The following is a 19,410-nucleotide window of genomic DNA, read 5'->3' as shown; positions in this document are numbered from 1 at the left end:
CGCAGAAGGCTGAAAGGGTAGGGCGTGTGCACAGGTGAACTGGAGTTTACCAGGTTCACCTGTTCACTAAGCTGGGTGCCCTTCCGCTAATACGATCCCTCGGGTTTCATGCCCCGTACCTTCGAGAGTGCGCTAGGGTCCCCACTATCGAACCACAGCCAAGAGCATGGTAGGCCTAGCTTCGCTGGAGGGGCAATATTAACGGGGCTATGGGGATGCCCTAATAAAACCGTGTTACGGGTGTTGCGCGTGTTACGCAACTCTATAACTCTATGATTTTAAACGATTTATTTTGAGTTACACTGCTCGGTCTGGTTTTCCTATATACGTGTTACACGGTAAATAGGTGTTACATAAATGAATGCTCTGGAGGGTCGATTTGTCGTGATTAAGGCGAGAGATCATCGATCTAGGGGCTTTCGCTTATAAGGGCCGCTACTGGCCGATTCTGTTGAAAAGTCGCCCATGGTTTCCACGGCAGAAAAGTACGCGCTTGAGATTGAAATCTTTACTTTGAGCAGAGGGTTCCGGGCTCGGATTTCGCGTAGCCGCGCGCAAAAAAGGCATGTTCAGCAGTAAGTACATGCGCAGCCTGGAAGGACCGACTTTTTCAACACAGTCGGCCAATAGCGGTCAGTCACGGTCGATAGCTAACCGTATTAGTTTAACTGTTCGAATGTCTGCGTCGATCCTTCTGCACTCCGCTAAGGGCGGTTTCAGATCGAAAGCAGCCGACCAATGTTTCGCAGTGCGCCGGTCAAGTGCGAATGCACGCGGAGGGTTAGGACTAAACCAATGCGTGGCTAAGCCCTAGCAACCACGTACTCTAGCCACCTGCCCCTTTCTACTGCTATTGCGTAACTCAGCTCGATAGGATTCCATCCGATAATCAAGGATGGAGCCCCCTAATGTACCTAGCTGAACTCACCATAAAAAACTTCCGCAAGCTGCGTGACGCCAAGCTGAAATTCCAGCCTGGACTGAATGTTCTCGTCGGTCCCAACAACGTGGGGAAAAGCGCCGTAGTGGATGCTCTGCGGACCCTCTTGGCCGGGCATGAGGAGCCTTATCCCCGCCTCGATATCGCCGACCGTCATCGGGCTAAAGAAGGGGAACCAGAAGGCGACATAAGCTTCCACTTTGTCTTCAAGGATCTCAGTCACGACGACGAGGCCGACTTCATCGCGGCTCTGAAGCCAAGCGCTGACAACGCCATGGAAGCGCACATCCACGTCAGGTACACCGATGCCGATAAGTCTGGCCGCTTCCGGGTGAAGCGGTGGTGTGGAGATTACCAGAACATCCCTCTCACCTCGGACATGATGGAAAACCTGCGTGGCGTCTACCTACAACCTCTGCGTGATGCTGCCCAAGGGCTGCGTCCTAGCCGCAACAGCCAGCTGGCTCGCCTACTTCACCTTCTGACCGATGATGAGGGGCGTGAGGCGATCAACGTTGCGTTGAAAAAACTAGATGATCAGTTGCAGCAGAGCGAGGCAATTAAAAGTACTCATGCTGCGATCTCCACCCGGCACGGCTCCATGATGGGTGAGCAGTTGGCGCAGGTACTGGCCGTCGGACTCAGCGCAACCGATTTTCAGCGCCTTTCCGCCCGACTATCCCTGACTGCTCAGTCCATGGAGATTGAGCAAAACGGCCTTGGCTTCAACAACCTGATTTTCATGGCAGTGGTGCTAAGCGAGCTGGCCAAAAATCCCGATGCCGCGTACCGAAGCTTGATCGTGGAGGAGCCGGAGGCTCACCTGCACCCCCAACTTCAGCGCGTACTATTAAGCTACCTGGCCGGCATCCCCACCAAGGAAGGTGAAAAACCGGTGCAGTTGTTCGTCACCAGCCACTCTCCGAATTTCGCCAGCAATTCGAAGCTCGAGTCTCTGGTGTGCTTAGTTGAGAACGAAGCCGGCGTTGAGACCTTCTTTCCACGTGATGTCCAGTTCGCGAAAGGCAAGCGGGAGAAACTGGAGCGCTACTTGGACGTGACCCGAGCTGAGCTATTTTTCGCCCGCCGCGTGATTTTCGTAGAGGGCGCCGCAGAACTCATGCTGGTAGACGCGCTCGCGAAAATTTTGGGATTCGATTTAAGGGAATATGGGATCAGTTTGATCAGTGTCGAGGGACTGAATTTCGACTCGTTCCTGCCGCTGTTTGGAGAGAAAGGACTGCGCATCCCAGTCTCGGTCATAACCGATGCTGACCCGTTCGACGAAGAAGAGGTATCTGAACCCGCTGGGGCCGAGCGACCTGACGAGGAGATTCAGGAGGATCTGCTCGCGGAGGCAGCCTACCTCGAAGAAGCAGACGTGGAAGACGGGGATGAAGCCGAACGGTTGGCCGACAAAGGTGACGAGCCAACGAAAAAGAAGAAGCTAAAAGCTGCATATCCGGGGCTCGACGATGCTATCCGGATATCGAGCAACACGCTGAAAATGAAGGAATCCGAAGATGAGTTTGTGAAGGTGCTCCACGGGGTAAAGACCCTTGAGTACGACCTGGCTCTACTGGCGGAAAATCGGGACGCGATGCTGAAAGCATTGGCCGAACTTCATCCCAGGATCTCTGTGGCGCTGCGCAAAATCGTGGACGGCGCGCCGGACAACACTGCCAAAGCCAAGGCGCTGTTCTGCGGGATGTTCGAGCGCAAAGATACCAGTAGTAATGTGCAGAAGGGCCGCTTCGGCCAAGCGCTTGCCGAACAGATTGCTATAACGCCTGGATGCAAGGTCCCAGAGTACCTAGAGAAAGCGATCCGACACGTTTGCCGGGGAGCGGACAAGCCATGAAGCTATCCGATGAGCAGAACGGTATAATCGAAGCTCCTTTAGAACCGATGGCGGTCACGGCTTGCGCCGGCAGTGGTAAAACAGCCACAGCTATTCGGCGGCTGATCGCCATTCGGCAAAAGCTGGCCGATCACCGCGGCCGGGTCGTGCTGTTGTCGTTTTCCAATGTCGCCGTCAATACATTCAACAAGGGTTACGCAGAGCTGGCCTCGGCTCTACCTGACGACGCCAATCGTAAGCGCGTAGAGGTTGACACGCTCGATGGTTTCTTCACCCAGCATGTTCTGCTTCCCCATGCCTACCGCACCATGGGCTCCAAGCAAACCCCCTATCTTGTATTGGGCTCGGAGCCCTTCTTAAGTAGCTTCCAGTACTGGAAGAGCGAAACCGAGCGCCCAATCCCGATCAAAGATGTGCAGGTAGGCGTAGAAAATGGGAAGTCGGTCTTTTTCATCGACATCTATGGGGCATCTGAACATCTTGATCGGGCCAAGGCCAAGGCGCTCATCGAAAAGCTAGGACGCACTGGCGCATATACCCATGACCTAGGACGCTACTGGGTAGTTCGAACGCTGCTTAATCAACCAGCCATTCTGCGGGCATTGGCCAATCGATATCCGCAGATCTTGGTCGATGAGTCCCAGGATCTGGGCACAATGCACAAAGTGACCTTGGAATTGCTTATCAAGGCTGGCGTGCAGGTTTCACTGATTGGTGACGTTAACCAAGGTATCTTCTCTTTCGCCGGGGCTGATGGCATGTTTTTGAAAACCTATGCCGACCGCGAAGGAGTCAAAGCCTACAAGCTTACCCGTAACTACCGCTCCCTCCCTCCAATCATTGATATTGCCAACCACCTCTGCGGTCGTAACGATGAGCCAGACAGGCAACCCGAGCAAGGTGGAGTATTTTTCGTAGGATATAAAGACGCCGAACTGCCTAAGCTGTTCAGCTCTTTCAAAGTTCGCCTCGGCGAACTGGGTATACACGCAGCAGACTCAGTCATTCTCAGCAGGAACGCTGATCGTGCCGCCAAGCTTGCGGGTAAGTCAGCCGCCCCAGGACTGGGTGTTGTGAACCTTTTCGCAGAAGCGTCATTGGCCCGCGATCAGTTGCATCGTTATCAGGATGCCTTCCGCCTGGTTTGCAGCGCGGTTTTGAGTCTCCTCGAGGATGCCCCGCTTGGGCTCAGTTCGGCGCTGCAGGGTTCGCCTAATGATGGCTGGATGCTGAGACTCAGGAGATTGCTGTGGGCATTTACTCGCAATGCGGAGTCCGGGCTACCGTCCTCTTCGCTGCAAGCCAAAGCAGAATGGCATCCGATGCTCGTCGCAAATCTGCGCTCTTTGCTTGCCAAAATTGATCAACAGTTCGGTCTGACCACAGTCGCTACGTTCGGAAATAAAATGGCCAAGAGACGCTTGGACGACGTCGCGCTTAGCGGTGCCAACGCCGATGATAAGGAAGCACCTGGCCTACGAGTTGAAACTGTTCACCAAGTTAAAGGCGAATCCATCGACGCGGTGCTCTACATCGCGACTAAGGCCAACATCAGCGCGTTGCTGGCCGGTGTCGCTACGGAAGAAGGACGCATCGGCTATGTGGCACTGACGAGGGCGAAAAACCTATTTTGGCTGGCCGTCCCAAACAGTTGCTTGGGTACAATGCGCGCAGACTTAATCAACGCCGGCTTCATCGAGGCCGCAACACTGTAACGATCAGATGGCCGTCATCGCATACCGTGAGAGGTAGTTTTCAGTGCAACGAAGACATTAGGTCTCTCACGGGGCATTTTCAACCTTTTCATGACTGCCGGCTTTTCTGTCAGAATCGACCTTTGAGGCTTAGCTGAACAGCTATGTTCCCAAATCGTTACGTCTGAACCGCTTTTATCTGATCGCTACTGATGCTGGCCGGAAGATATCGAAACTGTTATTGAAAAAAATTTGAATAAAGACCAATATGAAGAATCAGAAACGCGCAGATTAATTGAATAGTTGGCGAAAAATAAAGGAGTATACAAATGGATAGGGTTGATTACCAGTCTTTAATAATTCAAGATATTATTAACTTGGAAAAAGCAGGTGAACTAAATCTTAACCCATGGTATCAGCGGCGTTCAGTCTGGAGCACGCCGCAAAAATCGTATCTCACCAACACGCTAATTGAGCAAAAACCCATACCGGCAATCTATATTCGACACTCTCTCGATTTAGAGAACTCGAAAAGCATTAGAGAGGTGGTAGACGGTCAGCAAAGAACAAGGGCAATTCTTAGTTACTGTGCAGATGAATTCACCGCAAGGCATCCAGCGCATAAATTAAAAGTACTTTTCTCGCAATTAAAAAGAGACGAGCAGCAAAAGTTCTTGCTGACTTCAATTCCTGTCGGTTACTTGTTGGGAGCATCCGACTCAGACGTGATTGATATTTTTGGACGAATTAATTCCGTCAGTAAATCTCTGAACCCGCAAGAGAAAAGGAATGCCGCTCATAGTGGAGAAATGAAACAGTTTTGTCTTTCGCAAGCATCTAGCAGAATGCCGTTCTGGAGAAATTACGATATATTTTCTTCCACCGACATCTCTCGTATGAATGAAGTTCTATTTATATCTGACTTGGTTCACAACATAATTAATGGGCTTTCGGATTTTAGTCAAACTGCATTAGATAACATATACAAAGAATATGAGGAGGAGTTTGAAGATATAGATATTGTCACAAAGAAACTTGATTCCGTTTTTGACAAAGTCGCCTCCCTCGATCCGCAACATATAACAGACACGATTTTCAAGCGTCAACCTGTCTTCTTTTCACTGTTGATGGTGATTAATCAGAACCCCCGCATAGCAACGAAAAGACTCACCAATGCGATAATTGAAATCGATCAGCGATTTAACGCAGAGCAAAACCTCACTCAAGCAGATCTAGACTTTAAAACAGCGTGCTCATCAACGACACAGCGCATTTCGCAGAGGAGAGTTCGTGACAGCTACATTAAAGGGTTTATTTAATGGCGCTGCCAAATTTAGCGATCACTCTTCGTGAGGCGCATGCCCAAATTGACCGACTACAACATCACAAAGTTGATGCCGAAAGGCTTGATGCAAAATACCAGCATTTTATAGGTGAAATGATTATGCTTCGCTTGTTTACTATATTTGAAGACAGTGTAGCTGAGTTAGCCTATAAAATTGCTGCTGGGGGCAAATATTTGAATGGGACGTCAGCAGCTCTTACAGTCAGAGCAAGTCGAGCTCAAGATTCCCGGGCTCTTTTTTTATCGCACGGTAGAGCCAAGCCGATCTATAATCTGAAATGGACAAAAGCTAAGTACATTCGCGAAAGTGTTGATAACATAATACCCACAACTGAAAAATTCATAATTACCGCACAAGCTCACGGCCAAATAATTGAAGATATGAGGCGAGTGCGAAACGCATTGGCTCATAATACTACGAGTGCGAGAAGCGACTTCAAGGATGTTATACGTCAAACATATGGGGCGCACATAAATTTGACGCCTGGAGTATTCTTAATCTCAACAAAACGCACCAAAACCTGTCTAATCAATAGATATCTCTCATCTACCAAGGCAATTCTTACAGCGATGAGTAGTGGAGTTTAGTTTCAGTGATGTTCTCATTTGCGTTGCGGAGATAAAATATAATATTACCGCAATAGGAGAAACATAATTAGCTGGTCTATAGATATATCCCAGAGGTCCTAGAGCTTGCAAAAACGGTCAGGAATATATTTTTGCGGGTCAAATTCGTATCTTAACCTTCAGGTAGCCAGTAAAGATGCCAACCGAAAAGGCTCAAGTTGTTAAGCAATTTTTAAAAGATCATGTATACAATTTAATGGTATCTAGTCGTGGGGGCGGTATTGTTGGGCTGCCTGATTATGAAATTCATCCGAGAGAATTTTTAGAGTATGCTGAAGCCGAGCTAGGCGACCTAGAGTCTGATCGCTCTGTTATTAATTGTATTTCAAATTTGAAGCGAGCAATAGACTGTCAAATAGACGTATTCCTCTTCTCGTTAAATTTGTTTGAGTATTACAAAAAGAAGCGGTTAGGCATTGATAGAAAGCTGGGCTTCATTGAAAAGTGCGGTATGTTCAGCAAATACTCGCTAAGTCGGATAAATGCAATAAGAAATAGGCTTGAACATGAGTATAAGATACCAAAAGCAGACGATATTTATGTGTATTTTGATATTGTAAGCTCATTCATTTCTACGCTTGAAGTGCAATTGCTAGTCGGAGGGGGTGATGGCATGTTGAGCTTTCTTCTTGTGGAATATCCAGAGAGTGAAAACGAAGACGAAGTTCCTATAGGAAGATTGATTTCTGAGTACACCCCTGATAACTGTACGCATACATTTACCTGGAGCAAAAAAGGGGTAGAGGAAAAATACATGGCGAATGCAGAAAATCTCGATGAGCTTGCAGCATTTATCAGGTATCACATTCTGCTTTTAAATATAAATAGAACTTACCATGGCGAGTACGCGAACTCACAATTTGCACGCCTATAGCACTAAGGGCTGCCGAAAATCATGTAATAACCTTGAACAGGTAATGTGGCGTAGCGTAGTGTTTTGAGCATTTGAATGACCGCTTCTGACCGATGGTGTTGAAAAAGTCGATCCTTCCAGGCTGCGCATGTATTGACTGCTGAACATGCCCTTTTTGCGCGCTGCTATACGAAATCTGAGCCCGGACCCCTCTGTTCAAAGTAAAGATTTCAATCTCAAACGCGTACTTTTCTGCCGTGGAGACCATGGGCGAATTTTTCAACAGAATCGGCCGAAAGCAGTCATCAGCCCACAGTCGCCACAGACCTAAAGTCAAAAAATTTGAAGCCTTGTTTGTAATGGGTGAATGTAGCGAAGCGGAAGTTGCTTAAGCTTCCGCCTCCTCATTAACTGTTCTTTCTTTTGAGCTGAAGGTCAATGAAATCAAGCTCTGACTTAATTGCAACAATCGTGAGCGTCTCGACTTTATTGCCTTTGTTTGCTCTTGCATTGAGCTTGTTCATATCACCCAACACGAGAATGATCTCGTTCAAATGGAGTTTCCGGGCCTTTAGGTAATCAGGCATCTGTGCTCTGTTCTGTGGTGGTTTATTCATGGTTAGACCGATGGTTGGCCCGAAGCAACATGTCCTCGCTGGTTGCCTCGGGGAGGGTTTGGCTAGGACGCCAATAGGTCAATCAGGCTGTGTTGGCGCGAGCGATCTGCGAGTTCTTGCCAAGTCCAGCTTCCAAAGCGCTCGCCCTGTTCAGGGATATCCAGCTTCATCAATGCAACCGGATCTCGATTAATCAGGTTGCGTGCTGCCCACAACTTACCTCCGGTTTCCAGCAGCGCCTTCGCGGCTTCGTTCCACTTTTCTTCTAACACCGTGTTTGCCAGGTGTGCTGCTTCTTTTTCAATCTTGGCATGTTCTTTTTGTGCCTCCGTGATGTGCTGATCAATCGTTACCAGCTCCTGCTCCAAGGCGGTGATGAGCAGTTGTTGACGGCGATGATGCTCAACCGCAGTTGTGAGGTTTTTTGCTGCTTTTTGAGCTTCTGCGTTAGCGGCTTTCTCGCCCTCCACATCACCCCAGGCGACAGCCTGCGCATATGCGGTGGCCGCGTCTGTTTCAGCTTGTCGAGCCTTTGCCATCTCTTCCTGATCGCTCTGGCGTACCTGCTGCAGCCGAGTCTCTATGCTGTTGCGCTTCTCGTTGAGTTCCATCTCGTCGGCCTTCCAGGTCGCCATCTCGGCGATGTAGCCCGCAGCCAAGCTCTCACGGTTCGCCAGTGCCTCGAGGCGATCAATCTTTTGATTCAGACGGTGGATCTCAAAGTCTCGCGAGTCGATGCGTCTTTTGTGATCGTTGATTTCATCCTGCACAGCCCGCTGACGGCCTTGCTGGATAACCTCTGGGCTTTCCAGTGCCGCTTCGAAGGGCGCCAGGTCATTCTGAATTCTCTCCATTTCGAGGGTCAGAGTGTCGCGGCGGTCTTTCAGTTCTTGAATAGTGTTCATCTGTATTGTCTCTGTGCATTACGATTTATAAAGATGGTTGAACGGCTGGCGAGGCCGGGAATGAGCCGGCGCTACCTCGGTCAGCAGGTGTGTCGTCAGGCGGCCTTGGCCTCGTTCTCATTCGTTCCTGGAACCGTCTTCACCACGTAGCAGCGCTGAGGGCCTAATCCAGGCAGGCGAATCAGGCTGTATGCCTTTCCATTGCTTCCCGGCTCGAGCGCGCCCCGTTGCAGCAACTCCTTGTTCACGGCGCTGATGTTCATGCCCTTGAAGATCTCGGCCCTCCAGGCTTCAGGCAGCACGTAGTAGGTGTTGGTGGTGTGCAGGGCGTCGCCCATGCCGTGTTCCATCGTCTTGCGAAAGCCCAACCGATCAATCGTGCGTGGACCGTGCTCGTCGATTTTTGCAGCAGCAGATTCCCAACGGGTAAAGCGGCTTTCTCCAAAACGTTCGATGATCTGGCGCAGTCGCGCCAAGATCGCGTCGCCTTCGAAATTACCGGCACCACCACGTTCGGCCAGCCACGCATGCAGGCACACCCGTGCGGCGGTCGTGGCCGCGCCATCAGGCCAACCAGTGACGCCGAAGGCGGTGGCCAACTCTCCGGCCGCTGCCGCGAGGCCAAAGCGAAGGGCTGCACGCTGGGCCTGACCACTGGCCGAGGCGGGCAGGTTTTGGGTGATGAACTGCTCCACCGTGCGGCGAACGATCACAGACCATCTGAGCATTTCCCCAGGTGCGCACAGTGCGTGCAGGAATGCGGTGAGGGGTGTGCCGTAGTATTTGGCTACACGCGCCTTGAGCGCATCGGAGAGGGCGGCAGCGTCCTCAAAACCGTTCAGCACATCGAACATGCCGAGCCCCTTGCTCGCGTCCGCAGGCACGGCGAGCATGCGCACTTCCATGCCTGCTTTCAGCTCCTTGTTGGCATCCGCCATGTGTTGCGCCAACGTCTTCTCGCCGGTCGAAAGAAACAGCAAGCGCCACTCCTGCACCTGTCGACCCGCTTGTCCTCGTTCATTCGCCCGGGCTTTGCCGGTGCCATTGCCGAGCATGTACACCGTTTCGCCAATAATGCGCGGGTCACACATACCGATTTCATCCAGCACCAGAAGACCGTCTGAGTGGGCTGCTGCGATGGACTCCAGGGCGTTATCTGTCGAACGCCACGAACGCACCAGACGCGGCCCTCCATAGACCGAGGCAGCGACTTGCAGGTGAGTGGTCTTGCCCCCGGAACTGTCACCGTACAGGTGGAAGCCGCCCGACTCATGCCCGAGCAGGTTCAACAGTGGTCCTGCAAAGGCCACAGAGACTACAAACGCTAAGCGGTGGTTGCCAACGCACAGCGCGCCGATTTGCTGCTGCCATTGTTCCAGAGAGCCCGCCTCGCTGATTGTTGGCAGCTGGGCACCAGCCTCATAAAAATGCAGGTGTTCGGCGTGCGAGCCAATTTGCTGTTCGGGCAAAAGGAAAGCGTTGTTATGCCAGCCCAGGCGTGTCACCAAACGTGCGCGCTGGGCGCTGTCGAAGCCGCCGAGATAGCTTTGTAGGTCGTTGCGAGCATTGCGCCCTGATCGGCTTCCCGCGAGGCGCAGGCCCATGTCTACCAATGGACCGAGTACGTCCTTGCCGAAGTCGCCGGTCATGGTCCTGGCTGGAATATTCCAGCGTTTTTTGGCGCCGTCCGGGTCGTCGAACTCGACCAACAAGCCCCAGTTGTGGCCCTTGTCGTCGCGAGTGCGTGCGATGATTTCCAGAGGCGAACAGACGGGGCGCGCCTCGCCATCATCGCCGGAGTAAAACACCCCTTCAGGCGTCAGCCGAAAACCGCCCGGCAACAGATCATTTTTCGATTTCGCAGGTCGTTTGGCTGGTGCCTTAGCCTTCTGTCCTTTAGGCTCAGTGGACTCAACGGCACTGCCGAAAAAACCGCCGTTGCGCACCAGCTTGGTCACGTGGCCAGCGGTCCAACCTTTGGCTAGCGCATCCGCTGCATCATCGCCATCCGCCCATTTGCCACCCTTGATCAATGTCGGCTTTCCATCTTTGTTGCTGGGCTTGAGCTTGAACACGTCGAGCGAGACTCGTTGCACTGAGGCGGCGCCCAGCTCAATCAGCTTCAGCTCGATAGCGTCCATGCACGCCGTGCCGCTGGCATCGTTATCCGGCCACAGCACCACAGCGCGCCCTTTGAGCAGCGTCAGATTGGCCTTGTGCCAGGAGTTCGAGCCGTTCGGCCAGCAGGTGGCTACGTGGCCGGGCATCAGTTCGGCGGCGGCATCAGCAGCCTTTTCGCCTTCACACAACACCACAGGCGCATCGGTGCGCTGTGCCAGCTCATCCAGGCGCAGCAGTGGCCGAGGCTCGGGCAACCCCTGCCAGCGCCATTGTGTGGTTTGCCCATCGGAGCGCTTGCACCAGGTCAGCGGTGCAAAGACCTTCTTCGGTTTGCCGTCTTCATCTGGGGCCAGGTCGAAGCGATACAGCGCCATGACCGGCTGGCCCTGGGCATCACGATAGATCCACACCTTGGACGGAACACCGTGTTGCCGGTGTTTGGCAGGGCACTTGTTCATGGCCTCGGCCGGGATCGGTTGAATCGCGATCCACTCCGGCGTTGCGCTCTTGGCCGGTGTGCTTTTGGCGGTTGCAGATCCTGCGGAAACGCTGAGCAGATCTGCCAGTTTTTTACAGGCCTCAACGCCCGTGCCGCCGTCGATGTAACGCACCAGGTCGATCAGGTCGCCGCCCTTATCGCCGGTGGCAAAATCCGCCCAGGTGCCTTTGCTCAAATTGACCTTGAGTGAGCCCGCACGTTTGTCCGTGCGCGTGGGATTCGGTGCGGTGTATTCCTTGCCGCCATCAACACGTTTGCCGTTTGGCAGCCAGTGAGCAAGCACACGGTCGATGTTCTTCAGGGCCGCGCTTTTTACGTCGGCAAAGCTCGGACGTTTTGAGGTGTTGCCGGTGCGCTGAGTCATGGTGCGGTCCTCGAGTCAAGCAGCGCCTCGTTCACGTCGTCGATCAGCGCTTTGGCCATCTCGCCGAGGTAGAACGCAGGCCAACTAAAGCGCTCGCCTGCATCGCTGATGGCTGCGTCGAGGATCAGTTGATTGGCGTGGTGCAGAATCTGGGAGACGGCTTCAAGTGCGTCCTCTAGCGGGATCCCTGCATTCACCCGAAACAGGTTTTGGCCGTTACCGTTGGCAGGGGAAAACTCGGAGCGTCCAAGCGTGCTGGAGTGGGTCACAGCGCACCGCCTTTCTGGCCCATCGGCACAGAGGAGGCATCACCGTACATGGTGAGTGTTTTGATCAAGCCCAAGGTGCCGCGCACGTCCCAAATAACAGACGACAGTACGCGGTTGGAAAGCAGGGGTTTATCGCCGTCTAAGTGATCTTCCAACAGCATGAGCACCGAGTCGGCGCGGTCGAGCGCACAGGTGATGGCGTCGATAGGCAGACCGGCTTCGGCGTCTTGACTGACACAGAGCAGATCCTCGGGAAGTGCAAAGCCTGGGAGCATGCTCATCGGGCACCTCCTGAGCTTCCCAAGTCATCATGTTTTTTTTGGGGAGCGTAGGTGTTCGTCCCTTCTAAGGAGTAACTATCTGGCTTAATGCGAATGGTGCGTGGCACTTGAACTCTACAGGCGCCATGAGTACGAAGAGTTTCAAGATCAACCACACGTGTTGTGTTCAACATATTGCGGTGGCCAAGAATTACGCCCATACGGTCTAACAAATGGATGGTGATATGCTTAGGGGGTTGCATTGCGGTCTGCTCAGATTTGCTGTGTGACAGTCGGGTCAGTGGTACGAACACTGACTCGACACCTCTTTCTGCTGAGGCCGGTTCTAGGGCCAGTCTTCTAGGGGACATCCCAGCAAAATTTGCCCCCTCGACTTTTACCGCGTTCACCGGGAGCCTTCCTTTGCTGCGCGTTCAATCCAAGCTTTGAGTTCAGCCATCAAAATCAGACGGCGCCGCCCGAGTTTGAAAGCCTTAAGGTCACCAGAAGCTATGAGTTCATAAACTCCTGATCTTGAGTAGCCAACCACGCGGGCTGCGTCCTCCACGCTGACTGCAAGAGGTGCGATGTGTTCGGGGTTGTTCATTAGCTTGTCCTTGATCGATGGGGTGGACTGTACGATACTGGTCCAGACGTAAACATCCTATTTGTAAGTAACATTACCTGCAAGCAAAAATTTTGTAGACATTTTGAGGCGTGCAAATGGCAAATCGTTCGAAGAAGGTTGTTTTATCGGCTAGGGTCGACCCCTACCTTAAAGCTGCGCTTGAATTGCTGGCGGCATCACGCAACGAGAAAATCGTGAAGATCCTGGAGTCATGCCTTGAAAATGGGATGAATGACAGGACCATTACTAACCCGTTTAAAGCTCCGCAAAAGGATTTGGGAACAATCAGTTTTATGGTCGCGTTCACTGCGATCTGGTCGGAGAATGAAACTCTTTACAAGCTGCGCGCCGGAACGCTTGGGCCCGATTTCGCCGGGGAGGAGTTATCGATGGTCGCTATGTTTATCAATGGCGATAAGTATTTCGAAGGGGAGTTCGATGTTTTCGGGGATTTGAACGGTTCGACAGAGAAGTTTGGGTTCACACCGAGAATGCAGCCTCGGGTAGACCTTGCATTGGTAGAGAAGGAGTGGCCAATTGTTGAGGAATATGTGAGGTTTCTGGCGAACAACAAACCGCTTCAGCCGGGCTATGCCGATTACAAAAATATGCGAGCTCAATCTCTAGCTAAATGAGTTCAACCGCCGCGGCTTTTGTTCCCGGAGCCAAGTGGGCATACCGGAGTGTCATCTTGATATCGGCGTGCCCCAGCAGATCCCGTACCGTGTTTAGCGGTACACCGGCCATTACTAGGCGTGAAGCGAAGTCGTGGCGCATATCGTGCCAGCGGAACCCGTCGATCTGCGCCCGCTCTAGCAACTTGAGCCAGGCGCTTTTCACGTCCTCAAAGCGACCGCCGCCCTGACCTGGGAACACATACGGCGACTTGCTCACCTGCTTCTTCCAGGCTTCTAGCACACCAACAGTCTCTTTGTTCATCGGGATGTGGCGCGTATCGCTTGTCTTGGTGGTGGCCCCGGCGACTGTGATTGTCTTCGTGTCGAAGTTCACCGCTGACCATTTCAAGTCGAACAGCTCTCCGCGCCTCATGCCGGTATTCAACGATACCAAAACCATTGGCTTCAGGTGATCGGTGAAGGGCAGTTGCAGCAGGCTTGGCATCGGTTCTCTGTGGCGGTCCGCCCGCCAAATGTTCGCACTCTCACGCTCGACCCTCATTTCATTCTGTCGAGCATCCAAGGCCTCGCGTAGGCGCTTGGTCTCGTCGGCAGCCAGGTAGCGAATCACCCCCTTTGAGTCGACTTTGAGCTGTTTCAGCTTGGCCAGAGGATGCTCGTCGATGTAATCCCACTCGACCGCTCGGCTGAATACTCCGCTGATAGAGCCCATTTTCCGGTTGACCGTGGAGGGCTTGTTGCCGGCCTGCATCCATCCTGTGCGGATCAGCTCCAGGTCTCGCCCGGTGATCGCGTCCAAGCGCTGGGGCATGATTGGGTCGAAGTTATTGTTGAGGGTGTGCTGCGTCTTCTCATGGCCTTTGTGATGGGCTTTGAACCACGGCATATAGTTGTCGTCGATAAAGTCGCGCAGCGAGGGCAGGGCTGACCCCTTGCGGCCCTGGGCGATGGCCAGAGGCTCGCCATGGGCGTGCGCATCGGCTAAGTACTGGGCGGCCTCGGTGCGGGCTTGGTCAAGAGTAAGCACGCCGACACGCCCGAGGGTGGCGTTCTTGTTTCGGCCCCACGTGACCATGTAGGACTTGTGACCGCTGGGCAGTACGCGAATGAAGAAACCGGGTTGCACGGTGTCATGCACGCGGTATGCTTTCGCCTCGGCGGCTAGGCTGCCAATTAGCTTCTGAGTGATTTTGGTTTTCAAGGGTTCGACCGTGACAGCAGGGTGGCAGCAAAAAGCACTATACCGTTCGATGTTCACGGACTCAATGGGACTAAAAGGCCCAATAATATTGGGCTTGTGGCTGTACCCACTGGGCCTGAATTGACCCTCCTAAGGGGAAGGTTGTGGTTCGAACCGGCCCTGGGACACCATCTTCAAAAGCCCTGCACAGGTTGTCCTGGCAGGGCTTTTTTGTGCGCACCGGCAACACCGGTCGAACCTTGCCGCCAAGCAGGGTTCACAGCAGGGGCGCCGTGTGTTTCGCGTACTCGCGTACTTTTGTACGTTGCATATGTACCCTGCATGCGACCAGGCAGCGTCTGAACGATTAAGCAAAAATATTCCCCGGAAAACGGCCCGCTGCTTCTGTCCGCTCCCGGCAACCCCGGACTATCATGCTGATAGCCCTGTCCCTCACTTCAAGGAGCCGCTCGGAACGCCGATGCGCCAGATCTGGAAATCTTTTCGAGCCCTTTATTTCGCCTCCTTGATGATGTTGATCGGGTCCGGCCTGCTCAGCACTTACCTTGCCTTGCGTTTGGCAGCCGACCACGTCGACAGCCTGTGGGTGGGTGCCTTGATGGCGGCCAACTACTTCGGCCTGGTGCTGGGCGGCAAGATCGGCCATCGGCTTATCGCCCGCGTCGGGCATATTCGCGCGTATGCCACCTGTGCCGGGATTGTCGGCGCGGCGGTGTTGGGCCATGGCCTGATCAACTGGCTGCCGGCCTGGATTGTGCTGCGGATGATCGTGGGCCTGGGGATGATGTGCCAGTACATGGTCATCGAAAGCTGGCTCAATGAGCAGGCGGACGCCAAGCAGCGTGGCGTGGTGTTCAGCGGTTACATGATCGCGTCCTATCTCGGGCTGGTGCTGGGTCAGTTGATCCTGGTCATGCACCCTGAACTTGGCCTTGAGTTGCTCATGCTGGTGGCCTTGTGCTTTGCCTTGTGCCTGGTGCCGGTGGCCATGACCCGACGCATTCACCCGGCGCCGCTGCACCCGGCGCCCATGGAGCCGCGCTTCTTTATCAAGCGTGTGCCGCAGTCGCTGAGCACAGTGCTGGGCGCGGGGCTGATCGTCGGCTCGTTCTACGGCCTGGCGCCGCTGTATGCCTCGCAGCAAGGCTTGAGCACCGAGCAGGTCGGTCTGTTTATGGGTAGCTGCATTTTTGCCGGTTTGTTGGTGCAGTGGCCATTGGGCTGGTTGTCGGACCGCTATGATCGCGCCCTGCTGATTCGCTGCTTTGCCTTGTGCCTGGCAGTGGCGGCGTTGCCGTTGGCCGTAATGACCCAGGTGCCGCTGGAAGTGCTGTTCGTGGCCGGCTTCCTGTGTTCCCTGGTGCAGTTCTGCCTGTATCCCTTGGCGGTGGCGTTCTCCAATGACCATGTGGAAGGTGATCGCCGCGTGTCGCTGACGGCCATGTTGCTGGTGACTTACGGCATCGGCGCGAGTGTCGGGCCGCTGTTGGCGGGCGTGGTGATGAAGCTGTTCGGCAGCCACATGCTGTATGCGTTTTTCAGCCTGTGTGCATTGATCCTGGTATGGCGTATCCGGCCGAAGGCGGTAACCAACCTGCACCAAGTGGATGATGCGCCACTGCATCACGTGGCAATGCCTGACAGTATGTCCAGCTCGCCGCTGGTGGCGTGCCTCGACCCGCGGGTGGATGAGGCGGTGGTGCAGGAGCAAATGCAGAACGTTGTGCCTGAGCCGGAACCTGAAACCGAAACTGACCCGCAACAACCCGCGGATGAACCCGCTTTTGAAGGGCCGCCGGAGCCTCTGGGGCCGGACGAGCATCCTCATGACTTGAGCAGGGCACGCCCCTGAAAGCAAAAACGGGCAGATCCCATCAGGATCTGCCCGTTTTTATTGACGCGGCCTTTAAGGTTTAAAAGTCGTCGTCCTTGTCAAAGCGCCGCGCTTCGCGCTGCAACTGGTACACAAAACGTTCAACCTGGCGCTGTACCAGGCCGCTCATGTTGTGAAAGCGCACGCCGGCGAAGGTGGTGTTGATCTTGTCTTCGAAGTGCAGGTAACGCAGTTCCACCGAAGTGGTCATGCTGCCGAAGGGCAGGGCGGCGATAAAGCGGTCATAGACCTGGCCCAGTTGCAGGCGATCGGCGATGTCGCCTTCAAAACGCAGCTTGCAGCCGGTGGCGGAGATGTCCAGCAGCTTGCCGCTGATCGGTGCCTTGAGCTTTTCGCCACCCAGCTCGATGCTGACCAGTTGTGCCAGCTTCAATGCGGCGCGAAAGGCATTGCGACGCTGATGGTAGACCACCTCGTCGGGCATGCTGCCGGTGTAGATGCGATGGCCGCCTTTTTCACTGATGGTCAGCGTGCCGTTGCTTTCCCAGGCGATTCGCACGCCATCATGGAAACCTTCAATGCGGAACGGTTCGCCATTTTCAAGGTAGCGTTCACCGTCACGGGGGATCATTTCGTCGAGGGCGAGCGTTTTGCTGTCCCGATCAATATCCACCAGATAGCTTTGAAACCGCTGGCTGCGTTCATGAAAAGTGATGATCAGCGGGTCATGGCTTTCTTGCAGCATCCGCAACGTGCTGGCGATTTCCAGAGGCGTGGTGAGCACCTTGGGTGGCTGCGGAGCATCTTCCGCATTAAGGGCGTTGAACACGGTTCTTCCATCTCCAGGCAAAATACGACTACACGCAAGAACCGGCATTTTGCCAGTATGTAACGCGCCTTGGATAGGGCGCGCTGTAAACCGGCGTCAGGCTTGGCTGCGGGTGCTTGGCTTTACCAGTCGCGAGGTGGAACCCTGGGCGTTGTACAGCGCAGGAGGCTCTCCGCCGTGGAGTATGCGCAACTGGTTGGCGGTCGTAGCCTGCTGCAGCTGGATCGACTGGCCGTTGAGCAGGTTGGCTTCCTGGCACTGGGCCAGCAATTGATTGAGTGCGGTGCTCTGCGCCAGCAACTGATCGCCTACCGAGGAGTGGCTGGCCAGTTGTGCCAGGCCGTCATGATCAGCCGGCAGGCCGAGGCTGATGAGAATTTCGCTGCGCTTCTTGCCATGCTGCTCCAGCAGCACGATCAGCGACTGTTTGCGCGCCAGGATTTCCTCCAGCAAGCGCATATCCCGGCCATAGAGGGCCAGGGATTCTTCTTTGAGCAGCTCGAGCAGAAGTTGCGTCGGCGCCAGATCATCAATGATCAGTTCAAGCAAATGTTCGTCGTGGTGCATGGCTGGCCTTGGGTTTTAAGCGTCCACAAGCCCTGCGCAGGCCTTTGCCTAGCGCTCGGCTTCGAAGTTAAGCAGCTTGCTGGCTACACGGTTGCTGTCGACTTTATAGCTGCCATCAGCGATTGCCTGCTTCAATTCGGCCACGCGGGCTTTATTGACAACGGGTTGATCGCGCAGCGAGTCAGTGACCTTCTGCAACTGTTGAGCCTCATTGCTCAGGTGTACCGATTCCCCGCTCTGGCTGGCGCTGGCCTGTTCTGCCTTGGCGGCAGGTGCTGGCTGGGACTTGGCGTCTACGCCGTCCTTTGCCCCGCTGGTGCGCGTATTGCCCGGCAAAGCCTGGGTGTTATTTAAACGACTGAAATCAATGACCATGTTAAAAAAACCTCTGGGTATTTGGACGCTTGCCATGTTTTCGGCCATACCCGGACAAACTTTAGGCTCGATTGACAATAAACCTGTACAGGTCGACATCCCACGCACAGTGTAGGAAAACCTGGCGTTTCACACCAGTGATCTATAGTGCCACCTCGACCTGGCCCGGCGCCGTCACCTGCGCCTTGATCACACGGTTGGAATTGAGGTTCTTGACCCGGATCTGCTCGCTCATCCCGCCATTGGACAGCGCTTCCCCCGGCATTTTCACCGTCAGCCCACCGCTGCTGGCGGAAATCACCACCTGGTCGCCCTTGCGAATCACCTCAGCCTGTTCCAGATGCACCAGCGTAATAACCTGGTCGGTGACCATTGGTCGGGTCAGTTTCTGCCCGATGGCTTGGTCCACAGCGGTGAGGTAGCCCTGGTTGATCAGGCTGATGTCGCGTTCACGCAGGGCCACGTCTTCGAAACCAATGATGCCGGTGCGTTTGAGCGGGCGTGTGACGACCACTACGTCGCGGAACAGTTTGACCTGCGCCGGCACAAACACGGTCCAGGGTGAGGCGCCCTCGCAGCGCACTTTTACCGTCACGCGGCCGATGGGTTGGGCCGGGCTTTCAAGGCTCGCCGTCAATTCCTTGTCGCACATGGGCATGCGCAGGCGCGGGTCCAGTTGGTTGACCTGGATTTCGTAACGCCCCGGCGTTTGGGTGGTTGCCAGATAATCTTCTACAGTGAACTCAAGAAAGCCTTGGGTGACGCCGATAAGGAGATCAGGCAAGGTGACATTATCTGCGCGAGCCGTGGTGCCCGAGCCCAAGGCAAGCAAAGCCATCGTTGCGCAGAGCAATCTGCGATACCGTGGGATGCGTCGGAAAACTGTCGTTTTAAGGTTCATAGACCAATAAATAGCAAAGCCCGTGCCGTTTAGTGTTGGGTGAGCGTCGTTGCCCTTGTAGGTATAGCCAAAGGTTTTAGCG

17 protein-coding genes are annotated in these 19,410 nt (G+C 54.2%); 7 read left to right on the top strand and 10 right to left on the bottom strand.

Features of this window, described 5'->3' with window-relative positions:
* Positions 1-908 precede the first annotated feature (908 nt).
* From BFP92_RS09840 to BFP92_RS09825, 5 genes are all read left to right on the top strand, one after another.
* The gene (locus tag BFP92_RS09840; RefSeq protein ID WP_065929348.1) at positions 909-2,801 is read left to right on the top strand and encodes an ATP-dependent nuclease; all 1,893 of its coding nucleotides are present in this window, start codon (positions 909-911) and stop codon (positions 2,799-2,801) included.
* Positions 2,798-4,516: an ATP-dependent helicase gene (locus BFP92_RS09835; protein ID WP_065929347.1), complete on the top strand. Its 1,719-nt coding sequence runs from the start codon at positions 2,798-2,800 to the stop codon at positions 4,514-4,516. The genes BFP92_RS09840 and BFP92_RS09835 overlap by 4 nt, the downstream gene beginning before the upstream one ends.
* Positions 4,517-4,824: 308 nt before the next feature.
* A complete protein-coding gene (locus tag BFP92_RS09830) occupies positions 4,825-5,814 on the top strand; it encodes a DUF262 domain-containing protein (RefSeq protein ID WP_065929346.1) in 990 nt (329 codons plus the stop codon).
* Positions 5,814-6,428, top strand: coding sequence for a hypothetical protein (locus tag BFP92_RS31135; protein WP_138814203.1), 615 nt, complete (start codon positions 5,814-5,816; stop codon positions 6,426-6,428). The genes BFP92_RS09830 and BFP92_RS31135 overlap by 1 nt, the downstream gene beginning before the upstream one ends.
* A 175-nt stretch (positions 6,429-6,603) precedes the next feature.
* Entirely contained in the window at positions 6,604-7,341 is a 738-nt protein-coding gene (locus BFP92_RS09825) for a hypothetical protein (RefSeq protein WP_065929345.1), read from the top strand.
* Positions 7,342-7,999: 658 nt separating this feature from the next.
* On the opposite strand, the gene BFP92_RS09810 is transcribed toward BFP92_RS09825, so the two are convergent.
* The 5 genes from BFP92_RS09810 to BFP92_RS09790 form a co-directional block, all read right to left on the bottom strand.
* Positions 8,000-8,842, bottom strand: coding sequence for a coiled-coil domain-containing protein (locus BFP92_RS09810; protein WP_065929342.1), 843 nt, complete (start codon positions 8,840-8,842; stop codon positions 8,000-8,002).
* A gap of 95 nt (positions 8,843-8,937) precedes the next feature.
* Positions 8,938-11,826 carry a DUF927 domain-containing protein gene (locus BFP92_RS09805; protein ID WP_065929341.1) on the bottom strand — a complete coding sequence of 963 codons (2,889 nt, stop codon included), beginning with the start codon at positions 11,824-11,826 and terminating at the stop codon, positions 8,938-8,940.
* Positions 11,823-12,095 (bottom strand): DUF3077 domain-containing protein, encoded by a 273-nt coding sequence (locus tag BFP92_RS09800; RefSeq protein WP_065929340.1) that lies wholly within the window; start codon positions 12,093-12,095, stop codon positions 11,823-11,825. The genes BFP92_RS09805 and BFP92_RS09800 overlap by 4 nt, the downstream gene beginning before the upstream one ends.
* A complete protein-coding gene (locus tag BFP92_RS09795) occupies positions 12,092-12,376 on the bottom strand; it encodes a hypothetical protein (protein ID WP_017846196.1) in 285 nt (94 codons plus the stop codon). Before BFP92_RS09795 ends, BFP92_RS09800 begins: the two co-directional genes overlap by 4 nt.
* Positions 12,377-12,761: 385 nt before the next feature.
* Positions 12,762-12,962 (bottom strand): helix-turn-helix domain-containing protein, encoded by a 201-nt coding sequence (locus BFP92_RS09790; RefSeq protein ID WP_065929339.1) that lies wholly within the window; start codon positions 12,960-12,962, stop codon positions 12,762-12,764.
* Between the two features lie 116 nt (positions 12,963-13,078).
* On the opposite strand from BFP92_RS09790, the gene BFP92_RS09785 reads away from it, so the two are divergent.
* Positions 13,079-13,618 carry a hypothetical protein gene (locus BFP92_RS09785; protein WP_065929338.1) on the top strand — a complete coding sequence of 180 codons (540 nt, stop codon included), beginning with the start codon at positions 13,079-13,081 and terminating at the stop codon, positions 13,616-13,618.
* On the opposite strand, the gene BFP92_RS09780 is transcribed toward BFP92_RS09785, so the two are convergent.
* Positions 13,611-14,822 carry a site-specific integrase gene (locus BFP92_RS09780; protein ID WP_065929368.1) on the bottom strand — a complete coding sequence of 404 codons (1,212 nt, stop codon included), beginning with the start codon at positions 14,820-14,822 and terminating at the stop codon, positions 13,611-13,613. The two genes, BFP92_RS09785 and BFP92_RS09780, sit on opposite strands and share 8 nt — an antisense overlap.
* A gap of 460 nt (positions 14,823-15,282) precedes the next feature.
* Here BFP92_RS09780 and BFP92_RS09775 point away from each other — a divergent pair, with 460 nt between their 5' ends.
* Positions 15,283-16,674, top strand: coding sequence for an MFS transporter (locus tag BFP92_RS09775; protein ID WP_056861666.1), 1,392 nt, complete (start codon positions 15,283-15,285; stop codon positions 16,672-16,674).
* A 61-nt stretch (positions 16,675-16,735) separates the two neighbouring features.
* Here the strand turns inward: BFP92_RS09775 and BFP92_RS09770 are convergent, their stop codons facing one another.
* The 4 genes from BFP92_RS09770 to flgA form a co-directional block, all read right to left on the bottom strand.
* Entirely contained in the window at positions 16,736-17,485 is a 750-nt protein-coding gene (locus BFP92_RS09770) for a flagellar brake protein (protein WP_056861665.1), read from the bottom strand.
* A gap of 96 nt (positions 17,486-17,581) precedes the next feature.
* Positions 17,582-18,052 carry a flagella synthesis protein FlgN gene (locus tag BFP92_RS09765; RefSeq protein ID WP_017138391.1) on the bottom strand — a complete coding sequence of 157 codons (471 nt, stop codon included), beginning with the start codon at positions 18,050-18,052 and terminating at the stop codon, positions 17,582-17,584.
* A 48-nt stretch (positions 18,053-18,100) separates the two neighbouring features.
* The gene (gene flgM / locus BFP92_RS09760) at positions 18,101-18,427 is read right to left on the bottom strand and encodes a flagellar biosynthesis anti-sigma factor FlgM (protein ID WP_065929337.1); all 327 of its coding nucleotides are present in this window, start codon (positions 18,425-18,427) and stop codon (positions 18,101-18,103) included.
* Between the two features lie 142 nt (positions 18,428-18,569).
* Positions 18,570-19,328, bottom strand: a complete 759-nt coding sequence (flgA, locus tag BFP92_RS09755) for a flagellar basal body P-ring formation chaperone FlgA (RefSeq protein ID WP_065929336.1) — start codon at positions 19,326-19,328, stop codon at positions 18,570-18,572.
* Positions 19,329-19,410 lie beyond the last annotated feature (82 nt).

Source organism: Pseudomonas sp. 58 R 3, assembly GCF_900006605.1.
Lineage (GTDB): Bacteria > Pseudomonadota > Gammaproteobacteria > Pseudomonadales > Pseudomonadaceae > Aquipseudomonas > Aquipseudomonas salomonii.
Note: the sequence above shows the minus strand (reverse complement) of the source record. Positions and strands in the feature narration are given on the sequence as shown.

Excerpts from the sequence above, each read along its gene's own strand:
- flgM (WP_065929337.1), bottom strand. The coding sequence starts at position 18,427 with ATGGTCATTGATTTCAGTCGTTTAAATAACACCCAGGCTTTGCCGGGC.
- BFP92_RS09795 (WP_017846196.1), bottom strand. The coding sequence starts at position 12,376 with ATGAGCATGCTCCCAGGCTTTGCACTTCCCGAGGATCTGCTCTGTGTC.
- BFP92_RS09765 (WP_017138391.1), bottom strand. The coding sequence starts at position 18,052 with ATGCACCACGACGAACATTTGCTTGAACTGATCATTGATGATCTGGCG.
- BFP92_RS09825 (WP_065929345.1), top strand. The coding sequence starts at position 6,604 with ATGCCAACCGAAAAGGCTCAAGTTGTTAAGCAATTTTTAAAAGATCAT.
- BFP92_RS09840 (WP_065929348.1), top strand. The coding sequence starts at position 909 with ATGTACCTAGCTGAACTCACCATAAAAAACTTCCGCAAGCTGCGTGAC.
- flgA (WP_065929336.1), bottom strand. The coding sequence starts at position 19,328 with ATGAACCTTAAAACGACAGTTTTCCGACGCATCCCACGGTATCGCAGA.
- BFP92_RS09830 (WP_065929346.1), top strand. The coding sequence starts at position 4,825 with ATGGATAGGGTTGATTACCAGTCTTTAATAATTCAAGATATTATTAAC.
- BFP92_RS09810 (WP_065929342.1), bottom strand. The coding sequence starts at position 8,842 with ATGAACACTATTCAAGAACTGAAAGACCGCCGCGACACTCTGACCCTC.
- BFP92_RS09835 (WP_065929347.1), top strand. The coding sequence starts at position 2,798 with ATGAAGCTATCCGATGAGCAGAACGGTATAATCGAAGCTCCTTTAGAA.
- BFP92_RS31135 (WP_138814203.1), top strand. The coding sequence starts at position 5,814 with ATGGCGCTGCCAAATTTAGCGATCACTCTTCGTGAGGCGCATGCCCAA.
- BFP92_RS09775 (WP_056861666.1), top strand. The coding sequence starts at position 15,283 with ATGCGCCAGATCTGGAAATCTTTTCGAGCCCTTTATTTCGCCTCCTTG.
- BFP92_RS09805 (WP_065929341.1), bottom strand. The coding sequence starts at position 11,826 with ATGACTCAGCGCACCGGCAACACCTCAAAACGTCCGAGCTTTGCCGAC.
- BFP92_RS09785 (WP_065929338.1), top strand. The coding sequence starts at position 13,079 with ATGGCAAATCGTTCGAAGAAGGTTGTTTTATCGGCTAGGGTCGACCCC.
- BFP92_RS09790 (WP_065929339.1), bottom strand. The coding sequence starts at position 12,962 with ATGAACAACCCCGAACACATCGCACCTCTTGCAGTCAGCGTGGAGGAC.